12 protein-coding genes are annotated in these 18,417 nt (G+C 71.4%); 11 read left to right on the top strand and 1 reads right to left on the bottom strand.

Going from position 1 to position 18,417, the window contains the following annotated elements:
- Positions 1 to 15: 15 nt before the first annotated feature.
- On the bottom strand, positions 16 to 2,760 hold the full coding sequence (locus LCN96_RS31160) for a BREX system ATP-binding domain-containing protein (protein WP_225265990.1): 2,745 nt from the start codon (positions 2,758 to 2,760) through the stop codon (positions 16 to 18).
- Positions 2,761 to 2,889: 129 nt separating this feature from the next.
- Here LCN96_RS31160 and LCN96_RS31155 point away from each other — a divergent pair, with 129 nt between their 5' ends.
- The 11 genes from LCN96_RS31155 to LCN96_RS31100 all read left to right on the top strand — a co-directional run bounded on the left by LCN96_RS31155 (position 2,890) and on the right by LCN96_RS31100 (position 18,416).
- Complete coding sequence (locus LCN96_RS31155) at positions 2,890 to 4,404, top strand: dynamin family protein (RefSeq protein WP_225265989.1); 1,515 nt, start codon at positions 2,890 to 2,892, stop codon at positions 4,402 to 4,404.
- The gene (locus tag LCN96_RS31150; protein WP_225265988.1) at positions 4,392 to 4,826 is read left to right on the top strand and encodes a nucleotide exchange factor GrpE; all 435 of its coding nucleotides are present in this window, start codon (positions 4,392 to 4,394) and stop codon (positions 4,824 to 4,826) included. Before LCN96_RS31155 ends, LCN96_RS31150 begins: the two co-directional genes overlap by 13 nt.
- Complete coding sequence (locus tag LCN96_RS31145) at positions 4,823 to 6,592, top strand: dynamin family protein (protein ID WP_225265987.1); 1,770 nt, start codon at positions 4,823 to 4,825, stop codon at positions 6,590 to 6,592. The genes LCN96_RS31150 and LCN96_RS31145 overlap by 4 nt, the downstream gene beginning before the upstream one ends.
- A gap of 27 nt (positions 6,593 to 6,619) precedes the next feature.
- Positions 6,620 to 8,011, top strand: a complete 1,392-nt coding sequence (locus LCN96_RS31140; RefSeq protein ID WP_225265986.1) for an Hsp70 family protein — start codon at positions 6,620 to 6,622, stop codon at positions 8,009 to 8,011.
- Positions 8,012 to 8,023: 12 nt separating this feature from the next.
- On the top strand, positions 8,024 to 8,263 hold the full coding sequence (locus LCN96_RS31135; RefSeq protein WP_225265985.1) for a hypothetical protein: 240 nt from the start codon (positions 8,024 to 8,026) through the stop codon (positions 8,261 to 8,263).
- A gap of 35 nt (positions 8,264 to 8,298) precedes the next feature.
- On the top strand, positions 8,299 to 10,761 hold the full coding sequence (locus LCN96_RS31130) for a caspase family protein (protein WP_225265984.1): 2,463 nt from the start codon (positions 8,299 to 8,301) through the stop codon (positions 10,759 to 10,761).
- A gap of 62 nt (positions 10,762 to 10,823) precedes the next feature.
- Positions 10,824 to 13,802: a helix-turn-helix transcriptional regulator gene (locus LCN96_RS57175; protein WP_311131959.1), complete on the top strand. Its 2,979-nt coding sequence runs from the start codon at positions 10,824 to 10,826 to the stop codon at positions 13,800 to 13,802.
- A gap of 41 nt (positions 13,803 to 13,843) precedes the next feature.
- On the top strand, positions 13,844 to 14,068 hold the full coding sequence (locus tag LCN96_RS31115; RefSeq protein ID WP_225265983.1) for a hypothetical protein: 225 nt from the start codon (positions 13,844 to 13,846) through the stop codon (positions 14,066 to 14,068).
- 107 nt (positions 14,069 to 14,175) lie between these two features.
- Positions 14,176 to 14,418, top strand: coding sequence for a helix-turn-helix domain-containing protein (locus LCN96_RS31110; RefSeq protein WP_225265982.1), 243 nt, complete (start codon positions 14,176 to 14,178; stop codon positions 14,416 to 14,418).
- 15 nt (positions 14,419 to 14,433) lie between these two features.
- A complete protein-coding gene (locus tag LCN96_RS31105; protein WP_225265981.1) occupies positions 14,434 to 17,883 on the top strand; it encodes a CHAT domain-containing protein in 3,450 nt (1,149 codons plus the stop codon).
- Between the two features lie 98 nt (positions 17,884 to 17,981).
- Positions 17,982 to 18,416 carry a hypothetical protein gene (locus tag LCN96_RS31100; protein ID WP_225265980.1) on the top strand — a complete coding sequence of 145 codons (435 nt, stop codon included), beginning with the start codon at positions 17,982 to 17,984 and terminating at the stop codon, positions 18,414 to 18,416.
- The last annotated feature ends 1 nt before the right edge of the window (position 18,417 follow it).

The raw sequence follows: 18,417 nt of genomic DNA, 5'->3' as shown, positions 1-18,417 counted from the left end.
GTGAGCCACGGTTCTCTATGAGCCGGGCCGAAACCGGACGGCAAGCTGCGCGCGCGAGCGGATGCCCAGCTTGCGGTAGATCCGGCAGAGGTGAGCCTCGATGGTCTTGGGGCTGAGGAACAACGTCTCGGCGGCCTCGTTGTTGGTGGCACCCGTGGCGACGACCGCCGCGACCCGGTGCTCCTGAGGCGTCAGTGCTTCTTGGCCACCGTCCGGGACGGGCCGCACCTGCTCGCCTGTCGCCCGTAGCTCACCGGCGCTGCGCTGCGCCCACAGCGGGGAGCCGAGTGCCAGGAACGCCTCGTAGGCCTGTCGCAGATGCCGGCGCGCATCACGGCGCCGACCGGTGCGGCGAAGCCGTTCCCCGAAACAGAACTCCGTTCGCGCCTTGTCGTAGCGCGAGCCGGCGTCACTGTGCAGAGCGAGCGCGTGCTCGAAGAACTCGGTGAACATCTCGTCGTCGGCCATGAGGCCCCTGCACCGCCAGGCCAGTGCCGCGTCGCCACCGGGGTCCAGGTGTCCCGACTGGTGGATCACCTGCTCGGCCAGCTCGCCGGGAACGGCGCCGAGCGCGCGCACGTAGGCCTCGACCAGATCGGCGCCGGACGGGCCGTGGAAGACGACCGGGCTGCCCGGCCGGGGGTTGCGATGGGCGGCCTCCAGATGCGTCAGAGCCGCCTTCGGCCTGCCGAGACTGAGCTCCTGCAACCCGAGGGCGTTGTGCGAGTCACGCGGGAACCGCAGGTCGGAGGAGTCCCGCAGTGCCGAGGCAGCCGCGGCGTGCTCGCGGCAGCCTCGTTCGTCACCTTGGTGGGCCTCCACCAGGGACAGGCAGCTCAGCGCGAAGTACGACCACAGAGGGTTGCCTGTGTCGCCGGCCAGCTCGACCGCCTCACATGCCTGGTCGCGGGCCATGGTGAAGCGGCCGGACGCGAGGTGGGCGTACGCGGAACCGTACAGGGCCAGGGGTAACGTCCCGAATGCCGCTCGGACGCGCAGCTCGTCGACCAGCGTGGTGGTGAGAGTCCGGGCAGCGGGCAGATTGCCCACCCATACGTGGGCGAGGGCCAGGAACACGGCGTATTCCAGGTCGTCGGTGGAGACGCCGCGTTCGTGGACGGCGGCGACGGCCTCGCGGAGCATGCGCAGGCCGTCCACCACATGACCGGTCTGCAGGCATGCCATCCCGACGATCAGACCGCTGATCATGCTGATCCCCGCCGGGGCGGCCAGCTCCGGCGCCATGGCGGCGAAGGCGTGATCGCTGGCGCTTACGGGGTCTCCCGCCAGGAAGGCGGCCATGGCCGCATCGGCGTAGGCCGGGGCCGCGGCCGGGGACTTGTGCACGGCGAGAGAGTCCGCAGCGGCGCGCAGGAGGGCGGCGGCCTGGTCCGGATCGCCACCGGTGAACAGGTGGAAGCGGCCCCGCGTGCGGTCGGCGTAGGTGGTCGTCTCCTGGGGACCGTTCGCTCGGGCCTTGTCCAGGAGCAGCGCGGCGTACCCCGGGCGGCCTGCGCGCCTGGCGTGGTCGGCGGCCAGATGCCAGCGCCTGGACCGGTGTCCCGCGTCCGGGCTCAGCTCCGCGGCGCGGTCCAGCCGCTGGGCGGCGGCCGCGTGCCCGCCCCGCCGCCGGGCGAACTCCGCGGTCTCCTCCAGCATGCTGGACACCTGCTCGTCGGCCGCCAGGCAGGCTTCGGCCAGGTGCCAGGCCCTGCGTTCGGCCAAGCGCGGTTCCAGCAGGGTTTCGGCGACCAGGCGGTGTGCTTCGCGGAGCTCGCAGGGCCGGGCGAGGTCCATGGCGGCGGACCGCACCAGGGGATGGCTGAAGGTGATCCCGTGCCCGCGAAGGGAGACCAGATCCGCGTTCTCCAGCGTTTCGAGCGCCGAGTCGGGGACGCGGGCCAGCCGCAGCGCCGCGAGCGCGGGGCCGAGCTCACCCTCACCGTGGACCGCTGTGACGAGCATCGCCCGGCGGGCCGCCGCGTCGAGCGAGGTGATGCGCGGGCCGAAGAGCCGGCCCGCCGCGGCGGCCGACGGCAGCGGGTCCGGTAGCGGGCCGCGCCCGGCGAGCTGGCTGTCGTCGAGACCGTGGACGATCTCGGCGAGGGCGTCAGGATGACCGGCTGCCTGGCGGGCGATCTCGACGGCCACGGCGGCGTGCGTCTCGCGGTCCCGCGCCGCGGCGGCGATCAACCGCAGGGAGGCGTCCCTGCCGAGCGGACGCAACCGCAGGACGGGCAGGCCGCTCTCCTGATCGTTGCGGGGTACCTCCTGCGGCCGCCCGGCCACCAGCATCGCGACGCCTTCCGTCCGCAGACGCCGGGCCGCGAACATCAGCGCCTCGGCCGAGCAGCTGTCGAGCCATTGGGAGTTGTCCACGCACACGAGCAGAGGCCGGCTTGCGGCCGACAACAATGCCAGGAAAGCGGCATAAATCGGATAGTGGTTCTTGTCCGTCGTCAGCCGTAACGACAAAGCCTCAATCAAGGCATTTCGTTGAAAGTCCGGCAAATCTCCAACATCGTTCTTCAGGAGCCGGATCAATAGGGACAGGGCTCCCAACGGAACGGTCGCCTCGGTAGGGGAGCAGTCGGCGAGGAGTATGCGCATGTCCTGCGCGTGATCGCGGGCATACCGCAGCAACGCTGTTTTGCCGATCCCTGGCTCGCCGTGGATCAACAGTGCTGCGCCATGGCCGCGCTGTGCGCGATCTAGGGCGTCCAGTATGGCGCCCGTCTCGGATTCCCGCCCGTACAACACGGCTCAAGCATGAGCGCATTCATGATCTAAATCTAGCTTTTGTACGTATCAATGCGTACTACCCGGTATTTCGCAGGAATAGGGATTTCCCGGTATCGATTTCGGGCGGTGTCATCAGACGCTGGTCCCGTGAACCTTCTTCGAGATGACGACCTTGGGCCGCTCGCCCGGCGGCTGCTGGGGCTGTGCGACCGGTTGCTCGGCTCGCTCACGCAGCCCGATCAACGGGCGACGGTGACCGGCGTCCGCGACCGCTTGTGCGAGCCGCTGCGCGTGGCGATCGGCGGGCGGGAGAAGGCCGGCAAGTCGACGCTGGTGAACGCGTTGCTCGGGCGGCGGGTGGCGCCTACCGCGGTCGGGACCTGTACCAAGGTCGTGACCTGGTACCGCTACCACCATCACGAGCACGTCGATGTCCAGCCCTATGAGGGGCCGTCGATCGTGCTGCCGCTGCACGGAGGGCGGTTGCCCGCCAACGAGGAGATCGGCCTTGAGCACTCGCGCATCTCCCACATGACGGTATACCTCTCGCACGAGCGGCTGAGGAGCGTGACAATTGTCGACACGCCCGGGCTGGAGTCGTCCGACGCCCGGCTGAGCGCGCGCACCCACCGGCTGCTCGCCCTGGACGGCGCCTCCACCAGAGCGATCAGCCAGGCGGATGCGCTCATCTACCTGTTCCAGCAGCCGCGCAGCGACGACATGCTGCGGCTCGAGGACTTCCGGGACGCGCTCGCCGGGATGTCCGCGCTCAACGCGCTCGGCGTGCTGAGCCGGGTGGACACGCTGGCAGGACACGTTCCTGACCCGTGGCCGGATGCCAGGAGGATCGCCACCAAGTACGGTCACCGCTTCCGCATGCTCGTGGCCGACGTGCTGCCGGTCGTGGGGCTGCTCGGCGAGGCCGCCGGGGCGGGACTGCTCACCGAGCGCGACGCGAGCGACCTGCGCGCCCTGGCCGCGCTCAGCGCGGGAACGCGCCGGCGGCTGCTGCTCAGCGCGGATCTTTTCGTCCGCGAGGGCACCGCACCCGTTCCCGCGGCGCGGCGCCGGCACCTGCTGTCCCTCCTCGGTCTGTACGGGCTCCGGCAAGCACTCGGACAGATCGACTCAGGTGCCGGATCGGCGGCCCAGCTCGTCCGCGTGCTCTACGAGCTCTCCGGGGTCCGGGAGGTGGACACGTTCATCGGACGGTCGCTGACCCGCAGAGCCGACCCCATGAAGGCGGTCACCGCCATCAGGACGCTGGAGTCACTGGCCTACGGGGACCTCGCCGGACTGCGAGGAGAGCTGGAGCGCATCCGCCTCACCCCGGACATGCACCAGCTCGAGGAGATGGACGCGATGCGGCTCATCGCGACCGGCACGGCACGCCTGCCGGCGGAGCTGGAAGAGGAAGCGCTGCGCGTGATGACCGGAACCGATCCCGCCACCCGGCTGGGTCTCACCGCCGGCGGTGGCGCGCCATCGGTGCGCGAGGCGGCCCTCGCGGGAGCGAGTCGCTGGCAGGCCGCCGAGAACCGGCCGGGGACCAGCAGGGCCACCGCGCGGGTGGCCAGGACCGTGAAGCTCTCCTACCTGCATCTGTACGCCCAGGCCGGCGCGTGCGGCCATGCCGGGGAGGCGATCCCGTGTCGTTCCTGATCACCGGGCTGTGGCTCCTGCTCGCCGTGACGGCATTCGCGGCCGGGCTCTGCCTGGGCGGGCTGCTCAGGCAGCATCGCTGGGCCGCGGACTGCGTGCCGCACACCGTGTCCCGCTCCAGGGACGACCGGCTCGTCCTGGCCTGCATCGAGCTGGCCGACCAGCTCACCAGCGAGGCCCTGCGCGCCCAGGTGCACCGGGCGCTGGCCGACGCCGGCGTCCAGGTGATCGCGGCCTGCGGCGAGCCGTTCTCCACGCTCCGCCATCGGGCGGTCGACCGGGAGCCCACCGACGATCCCGGCCGTCACGGCCTGGTCGCCGCGGTGGTGCGGCCCGGCTACGAGAGCGGGCCTGAAGTGCTCCGCGAGGCCGAAGTCACCGTCTTCGACCACACACGTACGAACGAGGAGAACCGGTCATGAACGATCCGATCGCTCGCCTCAGGGAACTGACGACGTCTGTCGCGGCCCTGTCCGAGCAGGCCGGGTTGCCGGAGGCCGCCAAGCGGCTGTGCGCCGAGCGGGACGTCGACGGCCCGCCGGCCGCCACGGTGGTGGTCGTGGGCGAGACCAAGCGAGGCAAGAGCTCACTGATCAACGCGCTGGTCGGGCGGCCCGGCCTGCTGCCGGTGGAGGCGGACATCGCCACCGCGGTGCACATCACGGTCCGTCACGCCCCTGAGGACGGCGCCCTGGCTCACCTGGTGGACGGGTCCGAGCCGCTGGACATCGGGGTGGCCGGGATTCCCGCCTACGCCTCGGCCGAAGGGAACCCGGGCAACGCCAAGGGCGTACGCTCCGTCACGGTCGGACTGGACGCCGCCCTGCTCGGCCGCGGCCTGGACCTGGTGGACACCCCGGGGGTCGCCGGTCTGGAGGCGGGCCACACGGAGATCACCCTTGCCGCGCTGGCCATGGCGGACGCGTTGCTCCTGGTCGTGGACGCGTCCGCGCCTCTGACGGCGGCCGAGCTGCGGTTCCTCGCCCGCGCGACGGAACGGGTCGAGTACGTCTCCGTCGTGCTCACCAAGACGGACGTCCATCCCGGGTGGGCGAGCGTGGCCGAGGCCAACCGGGAGCTGCTGCGCCTGCACGCGCCCCGCTTCGCCGCCGCCCCCGTCATACCGGTGTCGAGCCGCCTCAAGGCCGAGGCTGACCTGGCCAGGGCCGAGGGTGAGGTGGACATCGCCGAGCAGCTCCACCACGAGAGCGGCTTCGACCGGCTCGAACGCCTGCTGGCCGACGACGTCATCGGCCGGGCCGAGCGGCTACGGGCGGTCAACCTGACCCGGCTGGTCCTGACCGTGCTGGATCGGATCGACCACACGCTGTCGGCCCGGCTGGCCGCGGCCGCCGGTGACCCGTCGGGTGGTCTCGGGGCGGAGCGGCGACGTTACGAAGAGCTCACCAGGCTGTCCGCCCGCTGGCGCCAGGACCTGGCGGCGGGCTTCCAGAAGATCGGTGTGGATCTGCAGAGTGAGATCGCCCGGCACCTGCAGGAGCTGTCGGGCCGCTGTGAGCGGATCATCGTGCAGGCAGCGCCGGAGCTGCTGGAGACCATGCCGCGGGAGCTCGGTGACGCCGTGGACGGACGGTGGGCCGATCTCAACGCCTTCGTCAGGACCAGCGCCGAGGAGGTCGTGGCCGAGATTCTGCTGCGCGAGGACGCCCGGATCGACATCGACGACCTGCCGATGCCGGGGCGGCTGCGCGCGCTACCGCTGGTGGCGGCCGATGAGCCACAGCCACCGGGCGAGGACGGCTTCGGCGACCTTCTGTCCGCCGGCTGGCCCGCCCTGGGCGTGTTCATGGCGAGCAGCACGCTGCTGTCGTCCGTGCTGGGGCCGCTCGGGCCCGCAGCCGCGCTCGTGGTGAGTTCGGCGATGTTGCGGCACCGGTACAACGAGCTGACACGCGTGCGCACGCAGCGCGAGGCCCGCCTGTTCGCCAAGGAGAGGCTTGAGCTGATCAGGCGGGAGATGACAGCTCAGCTCAGCAAGCACGTGATCGATCTGCGCCGCCGCCTCGAAGGCGAGATCGCCACCCGTCTGGACAGCCGCAGGCGCCGACTCCAGGCCGACCTGGAGTCGGCCTCCGCGAGACCGGACGCGGCCGCCACGGAGGAGCTGCGCGAATGCACCCGCCAGCTCGCCGCACGTGCCGGGCAGCTGAAGGCCGCGCTCGGCTGAAGCGATAACCGCTGATTGGAGCAAGTCATGTCATGGCAACTCTCCGTCGACTTCGGAACCACGTACACGGTGGCCGCCGTGTCAACCGACGACGGGCCGCCGGAGGTGCTGGAGGTCGACGGGTACAACCGCATGCCGTCCCTGGTCATGCTGCATCCCGAGGGTCGGCTGCTGGCCGGTCGCGCCGCCGTGAACGAGGCTGGACGCTACCCGGAACGGGTGGAGCGGACGCCGAAGCGGTACATCGGTGTCACCGAGCACCTTCCGCTGGGCGGCGAGCTGGTGCCCGTGACGGACGCGGTGGCGGCAGTGCTCGAACGCGTGGTCGTGGAAGCGTGCAGGCGCCACAACGGCACCTATCCCGAGCGGCTGGCGCTGACGCATCCCGCGCGGTGGACCGAGGCTCCGCTGGAGTGCCTCAAGGCCGCCGCCGTCGCCGCGGGCCTGCCCGCCGCGTACATGGTGCCCGAGCCGGTGGCCGCGGCCATGGCCTACACCGAGGTGCATCTGAGCCACGGTGACCACGTCGCCGTCTACGACCTCGGCGGCGGCACCTTCGACACGGCCGTGCTCCGCCGCGAGCGGCAGGGGTTCGTCGTCGCGGCGGCGCCCGGCGGCGACCCGCATCTCGGCGGCGAGGTGTTCGACGAGCGGCTGCTGAACCTGCTCGGCCGGCAACTGGCAGAGGTCGACGGCCCCCGTTGGGAGGCGCTGTCCGCGCCGCCGGACCGGCGCTGGGCCCGCGCGCACGCGGACTTCCTGACCCAGGTGCGCACGGCCAAGGAACAATTGTCCGACCGGGTCGACGCGACCTTGTATGTCAGCGCGTACGACCGCGACCTGCTGGTCACGCGGGACGAGTTCGAGGACCTCATCCGCGTGGATCTGGCGGGCAGCGTGGCGGAGCTCCTGCGCACGGTGCGTTCGGCGGGCCGCGCCCCGGAGGACCTGGCGGCGATTTACCTCACCGGAGGTTCCAGCCGCATCCCTCTGGCCGCGGGCCTGGTGCACGAGCAGCTGCGGCAGATGCCCGCCACGAGGGGAGACCCGAAGAGCGTCGTGGCGCTCGGCGCCATCCGCGCCCTGACGCCGGCCCGCGCCGACACGCCGCCCCCACTCCCACCCCCGCCCCCGGTGAACGGGACCGTTCACTCCGGCCCCGGACCGGTGGTGCTGCCGCCCATGCCGAACTTCCTCGTCCCGGCCATCATCTCGACGATTCTCTGCTGTGTGCCGACAGGCGTCGTGGCGATCGTCCACGCCGCGCAGGTGAGAGGCAAGCAGAGCGCGGGAGACATCGCGGGCGCCCAGGACTCGCTGAAGAAGGCCAAGACGTGGACCTGGGTATCGGTCGGGCTGGGCGTTCTCGTGGCCCTGTTCTATCTCGGCGCGATGCTCAGCGACCCCTACCAGTACTGAAAGGAGACGACCATGTCCGAGGAATTCCCTGAGCTCTACGAGGTGTCCGTCGAAACCGACGAGATGACGCTCGTGGGTTACATAACTGTCGAGGAAGTCCCCATGGATGCCCTTCCGGAGTCCACGGAGGATACCGGTCAGGAATCGGCTCCCGAGCCTGTCGACAGCGGGGAGCTCGCCAAGAGCCTCAGCGACGCGTCCGCGGCGCAGCACCGTGCGGCGATGCAGGTCATCGAGAACATGAAGTTCTGAATCTTCGGGATTCCACGACGGAGGAGATGGTGGCCGTGGAGAAAGTCGCGTTGCTGATCGCGTCGGAGATCCTCAATCTCAGAGGCCCGCACCATGACCTCGACATCATGCAGAGCCTGCTCGAGTCCAGGGGGTTCGAGATCCGCCGGCATCAGGAGAAGACGGCGACCAGGGACGCGGTCGTGGCGGCCTACCGCGAGTTGATCGGGGACGCCACCTCCGACCACTGCGTGGTGGTCTACGCGTCCGGTCACGGTGTCCGGGCCCAAGCGGGGCCGGGCGACTCGCCGGCCCTCGACCACCGGTTATGGGTGCCCACGGACTTTCCTGAGTCCACCCCGGACGACTTGCGCGGGATCACCGCGACCGAGCTCTCGCTCCTGCAGTGGGAGCTCACCGGGAAGACGCGGAACGTCACGACTATCTGGGATTCCTGCTACTCCTCGCGGATGTCCAGGGACGCGGGCGTCGTGTCCCGTGCCCTGCCCCGCGCGCAATGGGCCGACGTCGAGGCGCACCTGATCAGGCGGGGAGTCCTCGACCAGGTCCGCAGCAGGCGCGACGCAGCAGGGAACCCGTGGGCGGTCCGGCTGGTGGCCTGCGGCCCTGAGGAGTCGGCCTACGAGTACGAGAACCGCGACGGCATCGTGGTCGGTGCGTTCACCGAGGCGCTCAGCGACACTCTGGAGGAGGTCGGCGATGCCGGGCTCACCTGGGCGGAGATCATCCGCCGGGTCCGTTACCGCGTACGGCGCCTGTTCCCGAACCAGTGGCCGGGGGCCGAGGGACCCTACGATCGGTTGCCCTTCACCACGGACGTCCCCGACCTCACCGGAGTCCTGCCCGTCGAGGTGGATCTCGACGGGCAGGTGAGGCTGCCCGCCGGCCGGATCGCGGGGGTGGCGCGGGGCGACGTCTACGCTGTACAGCCCGCAGGGGCTCCCTTCAAGTCGCTGGAGACCAGCCTCGCCAGGGCGACGGTCACCCAGGTCTCCTCCACCGATGCCGTGGTTGAGCTGGTCTTTCTGGGCGGTGCCACCGAGTTGCCGCGCAACGCGCGGGCCCATCCGGTGGAGCTGTCGATGCGCAGGAGGCCGGTGGCCGTCGTGGGAACCGGCCCGGAGGCCGAAACCGTGCGCGCCGCCGTCGCCGAGGCGAGCCACGTGCGGGTGGCGGAACCTGCCGAGGCAGACGTCCCCGTCAGCGCGCACGTCAGCGGGGGGACCGTGGAGTTGCGCGATCCCCAGGGAGCGCTGACCCTGCCGCGGGACGCCACGGCGATGACCGGCGTCGTGCGCACGGTCCGCGATCTCAACAGGTACGCGCGGGCACTGACGCTTGAGGAGCTGACCTCAGGCACGGGCACGTCCACGCTCGGCGCGTCGTTCGAGGTGGAGTTCGGGCGGGTCGTCGACGGGCGGCCCGTGCCGATCATCGCTCCGGGCAGCATGCTCTTCTGCCAGGAACATGTGTACGTGCGGATGCGCAACACCAGCCCCAGCAGGCTGTTCTTCTTCATGTTCGACGTCGGCGTCAGCCGGAGGATCAGTCTCAGCACCAACACCAACCCCGAAGGCCTCGCACTCGACAGAGACGAGGAATGGTGGGTGGGCCGCAGCCCCGCGACCCGGGAGCTCGCCGGCCTGGAGCTGGAGTGGCCGGAGGGGTTCGCCGGCACGACGCCGAGGCTGGAGACGATCATCGTGATCGTCACTCACCGGGCCGAGGACCTGAGCGTCCTGCAGCAGGAGGGAGTACAGAAGGCGATCAGAGGCGACGAGTCGCCGCTGTGGCACGTGGTGGCCCAGGTCGCGCTCGGCGGTGGGCGCGAGCTCAAGGAGTCGGAGTCGGAACAGCAGTACAGCATCCGCTACGCGGTCCGCCAGTTCCCGATCATGGTGCATCCGGCTCCGCCACCCGAGGAGGAGGTCACGCGATTCCGGTTCGCGGATCTGCCCGACCGATCCCTGCGTGTGCTGCCTGCTCAGCCGGCGACACCGCCACCGGCCGGGGTGACGCTCCGCCTGACGGAGCTGTCGGTGTCCGAACCGATCGCGGGCGATGCGCCCCTGCGCGTGCACGCGCTCGTGGTGACCGGCGCACCCGGCGGAAACGGCGGTCACGTCGCCTACCACGCCTTCACCGGCCCGGCCGGGGCGGACGACGTTCCGCAGATGCTCTTCGACGGCCCGGTGCGCGACCATCTCGACCTGGCGATCTGGCTGTCTCCCGCCAAGGCGGGCCAGCGGCCGCTGGCCGATCTGCTGGCCGGCCAGGTGATCACGCCACCGGCCGCCGTGGACCCGGCGATCGCCGCCATGACCGCCACCGCGAAGTTCGTCGACCTGGCGCACGGGCTCCTCGCCGAGCAGGAGGCGAACGTCGTCGCGCTCTACCGCACATGCCTGCTCTCCGGCGAGGCCTTCGGCACCGTCACCGGCATGGAGACGGTGAGCATGCCTGGCGTCTCTCTCGCCTTCGAGGTTCTCCCGCACTGACGAGAGCACGGCACGCCGCCCGGCCCCGCCGAGCCTTCGTACCCACGTGAACGGAGCGAGCCGTGACACTCTTGTCAGCCGACCGGATGGTAGGCCGCGAGGACCAACTCGCCATGCTGCGGGACGCCTTCGGCGCGGCGAGCGGCGGTGCTCCGGTCGCCTTCGTGGTCGGCGGCGAGGCCGGGTCGGGCAAGACCAGGCTGCTGCGCGACTTCACCGCCTGGGTCTCCGGTCACGGAGCCCGGGTCCTGGCCGGCGGTTGCCTGAACCTCAGCGCCGGCGACATGGCCTACGCGCCGCTGACCGAGGCGCTGCGCAGACTGGTGCGTGAGCTCGGGGCGCCCGCCGTGCGCAGGCTGGCCGGGCGCAACTGGCGAGAGCTCGGGCTGCTTCTCCCCGTCCTGATGGAGGAGGATCAGCAGGAGCCGTCCCGCGAAGGGACCCAGCGCCGCCTGTTCGAGGCGGTCCTGCACCTGCTCGACGAGCTCGGCGAGACGGGGCCCGTGTTGTTCGCCGTGGAGAACCTGCAGTGGGCCGACCGCTCCACGCTGGACCTCCTGGTGTTCCTCATCCGCACGCTCCAGGAAGAGCGAGTGCTGGTGGTTCTCACCTACCGGACCGACGACCTGCTGCCCGGCCACATGCTCAGAGGCACGCTGGCCGACATCGAGCTCAGCGGTCGCTGCCGCCGCTGCGAGCTGGCGCGGCTCGACCGCGATCGGCACCGGGAACTGGTGGCGGCCATTCTGGGGGGCGACCCTCCAGGCGACCTCGCCGATCGGGTGTTCGACCGTTCGGACGGCAACCCGTTCTTCACCGAGGAGCTGATCGCCGCGCGGGACCTCGGCGAGCAGGGCGTCCCGATCGCGGTCCGCGACGTCGTGCTGGCCAGGATCGAGGCGCTCAGCGAGCCCGCGCAGGAGGTGCTGCGGGTAGTGGCGACAGCGGGCCGGCAGGTCACGCACCCGTTGCTGGCAAGGGTCTGCGACCTGCGAGAGCGCGAGCTGAGGCGGACGTTGCAGGAATGCGTGGGACGGCAGATCCTCGTCGTCGAGCCGTCCCGGCAGACCTACGGCTACCGTCACGAGTTGGCGCGAGAGGCCGTCTACGCCGAGCTGCTGCCCGGCGACCGCAGCTGGTTGCACGGCGCGATCGCCGAAGCGCTTACCGAGGACCCGGCCCTGTCACAGACCGACAGCCTCAACCTGGCGGCCGAGCTGGCACACCACTGGGAGCAGGCGCACAACGTCCCCCAGGCGCTGGCGGAGTCCGTACGCGGCGCCGCGGCGGCGGTGTCCGTCTTCGCCTACGCCGAGGCGGCCCGGCAGTACGACCGTGCGCTACGGCTGTGGACCCGCGTGCCGGACGCCGAGGACCGAGCCGGGCTGGCCCGCGAGGACCTGCTCGTCCGGGCCGCCGACGCCTACCGCTGGTCGGGCCGGATCTCCGAGGCGGTGGGACTGCTCGACGAGATCCTGGCCAAGCTCGGTCACGACGGCGAGGCCGCGCGGGCCGGAACCCTGCTCGAACGCAAGGGTCGCTACCTGTGGGAGCTGGGCCGGGGCGAGGAGTCGCTACGGGCGTACGAGGAGGCCACCAGGGTCCTGTCCGGCGAGCCGCCCTCGGCCGAGGTGGCCTGGACCCGGGCCGGGTACGCGACCGCGCTCATGCAGGCAGGACACTATCGCGCCGCCATCGGCCAGAGCGAGGAGGCCCTGCGGATCGCCCGCCTCGTGGGAGCCCGGGCGGAGGAGGGGCGGGCACTGAACACCATGGGTGTCGCCCTCACCCTGACGGGAGCGCCGGAGGCCGGCACCGCCGCGCTGCGCACCGCCACGGACATCGCCGATGAGCTGGGCGCGCTGGAGGACGTCTTCCGGGCGTACGCGAACCTGGCCTACGTCCTGGAGGTCACCGGCGAGCTCGAAGAGGCGCTCGACGTGGCACGGCGGGGCGTGGACCGGGGCCGCGACCTGGGGCTCGAGCTGACCGGAGGCGGCGCGCTGGTGGCCAACGCGGCCTCGGTGCTGGTGCTGCTGGGCAGGTGGAACGAGGCTGAGGAGGTGGCCGGCGCGGCGAGCGCGCGGGACCTGCCGCCCGGCTTTGACTTCTACCTGCAGATCGTCCGCTCCGAGATCGAGATTGGACGGGGTGCCTTCGCCGCGGCCGAGGAGCGGCTGAACGAGGCGGGCTCGGTCGCCGCTCGGCTCGACGAGCCGCAGTTCGCGGGACCGCTGCACGTGCTGTGGGCCGAGCTGGCGCTTTGGCGTGGGCAGCACGCGCGGGCACTAGGTTGCGTGGACAACGGGCTCGCCGCTACGGCACACGGCGATCACGGTGGCTTCGCGCTGCGACTGTGCGCCATGGGACTGCGGGTGACAGCTGACGAGGCGCGGCGGTTGCGCTCCCTACCCAGGCCTGACCAGGCGGAGATCGACCAGGTCGTGGAGGTGGGCGCCCGGCTCCTGTCCCAGGCCGAGGCCGCGGCGCTCGGCGCGGAGGAGACCCCGCTGCCCGAGATGTCGGCGACCTTGGCGCTGTGCCGGGCGGAGAGTGCCCGGCTGGCCGGCCGTCACGACGTGGATGCATGGGAGGCGGTCGCGGAGTCCTGGCTGTCGCTACGGCGTCCGTACCCGGCCGCGTACGCGCGATGGCGGCAGGGCGAGGCGGCGATCGAGCTCGGCGACCGCCTGGCCGCCGCGGAGCCCCTGGGCGAGGCCGCCCGCATCGCTGGACGGATCGGCGCGGAGCCGCTGCGCGCCGAGGTCATGGCCATGGCCGTGGCGGCCCGGGTGAGCGTGGACGCAGGCCACCGGCCGCCGCCGCAACAGGTGCCCGACCCGTTCGGGCTGACCCGGCGCGAGCGCGAGGTGCTCAGGCACCTGGCGCAGGGACAGAGCAATCGGCAGATCGCACGCGCCCTGTTCATCACCGAGAAGACGGCGAGCGTGCACGTGTCGCACATCATGACCAAGCTCGGCGCCGCCACCCGCGGTGTGGCCGCGGTCACGGCGCGCCGGCACGGCCTCGTCGATCCCTGATCCTCCTTTCAACTCATCGGATCACCAGAGAGGAAAGCACCATGGCAAGCAAGATCCACCTGTACGGGAAGTCGTTCGAACTGCAGGAAGGCGCCGATCCCAACGCGCTCACCGAGGACATACTCAAGGCGATGGACCTGAAGAAGCCGCTGTCCATCGGGGTCGTCTACCACGGGAACCCGCTCACCATCATCCTGAACGGCGAGCGGCTCGACTTCGTCACCATGGACCTCAACGGGGCGATCATCGGGTTCCACTCCGGCTGAGACCCGGGCGGCTAAGGGGCGGACGGGCCGGGCCTAAGGGTTGCCGTACGGCACGTTCGCTCCTTTCTCCCCATGACGCGCACGCCCCGGGACGAGACGGTGACCAGGTGACGACCACACCACAGACCCGGCCGCGGCTGACTCCACGCGAGCACAGTGTGCTCCGGCTACTCGCCGAAGGGCTGACGGCCAAGGAGATGGCCCGGCGGCTCGGCGTCTCGCCGCGCACCGTCGGCAAGCACCAGGAGAACCTCTACCGCAAGCTCAGCACCTCCGACCGGCTCACGGCCGTGCTGAGGGGGTACGCGCTCGGCTTGCTCTCATTCCCGATCACCGCGCGCCATGACTGAGCCGCGGGAGGCCACATGTTGCACTCGACCGATCTGCTCGTATCGCTGCTCCTGACGGAACGTCACGGTGACGACCTCACACCCCTCCTGGGAGAGGAGGGCCGATCAACCGCCCTGGCCACGATCCCGGAAGCCGAGCGCCCGCTGGTCGCCGCGGCCGCGGCGATCACCGCCGGAGAGCCCAAGCGCGCCCTGCGCGCCCTCGACGGCCTGCGGGGGTCCGTCGAGGTGCTGGAGGTGGCGGCGGCGCTGCGGGTGGCCGCCCGGACGGCCGACATCCACCTCTATCCGGGCGGAGGGGCGCCTCAGGACACGCTGCTCGATGCCGGGTCCGTTTCGGCGCCGGCGGACCCGGGAGCCGACCTCGTCGTCCAGGTCGCGGCACGCATGATCCCGCTCGTTGCGTGGTCGAGGGCGGTGGCCGAGAGCGCGCTCGCGGGCGTCGACGAGGGCATGTCCGCCGTGTACAAGGAGTTCCAGGAGCTCGGTGAACGGCTGACCTCGCGGGACGCGCTCTGCTATCTGCTGCTGGCGCAGGCCGACGTGGCCAGGCGTGCGGGCAGCATGCAGGGAGTGGCGGCCCCTCTCGCCGAGGCCCATCGGCTGGCGGGCGACGATCCGCTGATGAACGCGCACCTCGCGCTCACCGAAGGGGACTGGGCCCTGGCCCCGGCCGCACATCCGGACATCCTGTCCCTGTCGCTGACCCGGCTCCCCGTCGAGGTGGCGCTGCCCGCCGCCGACCTCACGTCGGCCCGCGGGCACTACCTGCGGGCCGGAGAGCTGTACGCGAGCGCGGGAGCCACCGCCGGACGCGCGGCGGTCACGCTGCGGCTGGCCTGCCTGATGCGCGAGGACGCCGCCGGCGACCCGGTGCCCCTGCTGCGGCAGGCCGCCGAGGCGGCGGCCGGCTCAGGGCGGCGGTCCATGCGCCGCCTTATAGAGACGCACCTGCTTCTCGACCGGCTCGACGCCGGTGAGGACGTGCCCCTCGACGAGATGGACGCCCTGGCGGCGTGGAGCCGGGCCGAGGGCGGCGACGGGTTCGCGCAGGGCATCGTTCGGCTGCTGCTGGCCAGGGCCCGCCAGCTACGGGAGAGCGGGCCGTCCCTGCCCGCCATGCGGGCGATGCGGCTGGCCAGGCGGCTCGCCACCCTCGCCGACGCCCCCCAGGAACGGGCGCTGGCCGGCCGCGACCTGATCGACCTGGTCAGCGAGGCCAACTTCCGCTTCGCCTCGATTGTGCTGCTCGCGGGTGAGGCCGCGCAGCACGTGGCGGGGCTGGGCACCGGCTCCGTCGACGCCCTGGCGTGGACGCGGGCCGCCGACGTGGTGAACGAACTGGACAACGTGGCGGAGAGCAGCGCCGATCCGGATCTCAAGAGAGTCGCGGCCGCGTACCTGAACGCGGTCGTGGACGCCGCGGATCGCATCCGGGAGCGCCCCGCCGGGGTCGAGCAGGCCCTCGCCGCCACACGCGAGGCCGCTCGGCAGGCGCGCCCGCTGATCCTGCGCTACGAGGGACGGCGAGACGAACAGGCCGGACGCCGCAGGGAATCCCGGATGCACCTCCAGGAGGCGCTGGACGCGTTGCGCGACGACGACGTCCTCCTGCGCATCGTCCTGCTGGCGGAGCTGGGCCGGCGGGACGAGGCGCATGAGATCACCATGACGCTGCTGAAAGCCGGGAGGCTGCACCTGGACTTCGCCGTGTCGCTCTTCCTCATCCTCGAGGACCCGGAGACGGCGCAACTCGCGTTGCAGGTCCTCGACCAGCAGGGCTGGCCACCACCGGCCAGGCGGCCCTGGCTCGGCCCCGCGCGCCGCGCGGAGCTGGCCGCCGCGCTCGGTCGTTTCGACGAGGCAGTCACGCACGGTGCCCGTGCCATCGAGGACTTCGAGAACAGGTCGGCCGGGCTCGTCAGGGAGGTACTGCGTACCTCGATGACGGACGACGTCAACGTCGCTGCCATGTACCACTTCGCCGTCATGGCCCACCTCGGGCTGGCCGGCCAGGCCGGCTCCCCGGCGGAGGCCGACCGTGCCGTCCGCGACGCCTTCCAGCTCGCCGACCGCTGCCGCGGGCTCGTCGTCGATCTCCTGCGTGCGCTTGACGAGCTGCCCGACGGCGCGCCTCGGGACGCCGTCGGCCACTGGCTGAGGGCAGGCTCCGCCTGGGCGGCGGCCTACGAGGGCTTGGCCAGGCAGGTGGCGGGGGCATCGGCGGATCCACCCGCGCCGGAGGAGGTCCAGCGCCGGATCCTGGCCGTCGAGGACGAGCTCGAAGCGGCGGAGTCGGCGGTCGCCGAGCTCGCGCCGCAGGTGCTCACCGGGTGGCGGGAGAGACGGCCCGGCGCGAACTGGGACGAGGTACGCGCCGGACTGACCGGCGATCGTGTCCTGCTCTACTACGAGGCGTTCGGACAGGACCTGGTGGTCTGGGCCGCCGACCCGGACGGCCTGCGCCACTACCGCGTACGGATCCGCGAGCGTGACCTGGCCGCCGACGTCAGGGCGTTCCACCAATCGTGCGCCACCGGCTGGTACGACCGGCGACTCGGCGAACGGCTCACGGGGCTGCTGCTCGGACCGGTCGAGTCCATGATCCCGGACGACAGTCACGTGATCGTCGTGCCGCACCGATCGCTGGCTCTGCTTCCCTTCCACGCCCTGCCCTGGCGCGACAAGGTCCTGGGAGAGCGCAACCACGTCTCCCACCTGCCGTCGGCGGCGCTGCTCGCCCGCCCGGGGGCCGCACGCGTACCGGACCTCAACGGGCCGGCGCTGCTGGTGGGCAACCCGGCGTACAGCCCGCAGCGCGGCCTCCACCCACTGGGAGGCAGCGCCACCGAAGTGGCGGCGATCGCCGGTCTGCTCGGCGACGCGGAGGTCCTGACAGGCGACGACGCCACCGAGCAGGCCGTCAGGACACGGGCGCCGGGGTGCCGCATCCTGCACCTCGCCACGCACGGCCTCGTCGACGAACTGGCGCCGCACCGCAGCTACCTCGCGCTCGCCGGCGACGGCCGGCTCACCGTGGGGGACCTGATGGGGCTCGACCTCGGCGCCGACCTCGTGGTGCTGTCGGCGTGCCATACGGGCAAGGGCACCGCCACCGCGGGCGGGGACATCGTGGGGCTGGTCCGTGCCGCGGTGACGGCCGGCGCGCGGCACGTGGTGGTATCGCTGTGGCCGGCCGACGATCAGGCCGCCGCCCTGCTCATGACGGGGATGTATCGGCGCCTGGCAGCGGGCGACGGCGTCACGCGAGCTCTCACCTCGGTCCGGCGCTGGGTGCGCACGCTCGACGAGGACGCACGGGATGTCGCGTACGAGACCCTGCGGCGCGACGTCGGCACAGGCGGGGCCTCCGGGGCGCGGGACCTGCGACCCGAAGGGCCCGCGCCCGGGCCAGAGATCGGATCACCTTATTTCTGGGGCTCGTTCGTGCATTATGGCGTGTGAATCGGATACGTAATTTCACGAATTCCGGGACCTGGAAATCGCGGCCATCATGGAAATGGCGGGGGAAATGCTTTCGCCATTCCTGTTCGGGAGGTCACATGAATTCCAGCGACGCGAGAATAGCGGCTGCCTACACCACGGCGCCCAACGGCACCGTCGCCGACGACACGCCCAACGCGGGTCCGCCCAGGTCGCCGACCTTCGATCTCGTCCTGCAGCTGGAGGCGGGGAACGTACTCGGTCAGAGCGGCGGCGATTACACGCTGAACATCGTCGCCATCAACGAGAACACCGGCCTTCCGGTGGCCAGCCTCGTGCCGACGGGGAATCCCTTCAAGGAGGAGTTCAAGGCGCCGGCCTGGACGCCGAGCGGGAACGACTTCGTGCGCTCCGGCTCCAGCCCCGGGGTGCTGCGGTACTCGATCACCGTGCCGAGCGGGGTGACGGGACGATTCCACTACAACGTGGACTTCGTCAGCTCCGGCTTCCAAGTGGTCGAGCTCGCCAGAACCCCGTCCTTCCTGCTGGTCTGAA

This window comes from Nonomuraea gerenzanensis, from assembly GCF_020215645.1.
GTDB lineage: Bacteria > Actinomycetota > Actinomycetes > Streptosporangiales > Streptosporangiaceae > Nonomuraea > Nonomuraea gerenzanensis.
The sequence above is the reverse complement of the archived record's forward strand: the minus strand, read 5'-3'. Positions and strand labels throughout refer to the sequence as shown.

What these genes read in the sequence shown, in the direction of transcription:
- LCN96_RS31135 (WP_225265985.1), top strand. Translation starts at nt 8,024, where the DNA reads ATGTCCGAGGAATTCCCTGAGCTCTACGAGGTGTCCGTCGAAACCGAC.
- LCN96_RS31105 (WP_225265981.1), top strand. Translation starts at nt 14,434, where the DNA reads ATGTTGCACTCGACCGATCTGCTCGTATCGCTGCTCCTGACGGAACGT.
- LCN96_RS31145 (WP_225265987.1), top strand. Translation starts at nt 4,823, where the DNA reads ATGAACGATCCGATCGCTCGCCTCAGGGAACTGACGACGTCTGTCGCG.
- LCN96_RS31140 (WP_225265986.1), top strand. Translation starts at nt 6,620, where the DNA reads ATGTCATGGCAACTCTCCGTCGACTTCGGAACCACGTACACGGTGGCC.
- LCN96_RS31115 (WP_225265983.1), top strand. Translation starts at nt 13,844, where the DNA reads ATGGCAAGCAAGATCCACCTGTACGGGAAGTCGTTCGAACTGCAGGAA.
- LCN96_RS31100 (WP_225265980.1), top strand. Translation starts at nt 17,982, where the DNA reads ATGAATTCCAGCGACGCGAGAATAGCGGCTGCCTACACCACGGCGCCC.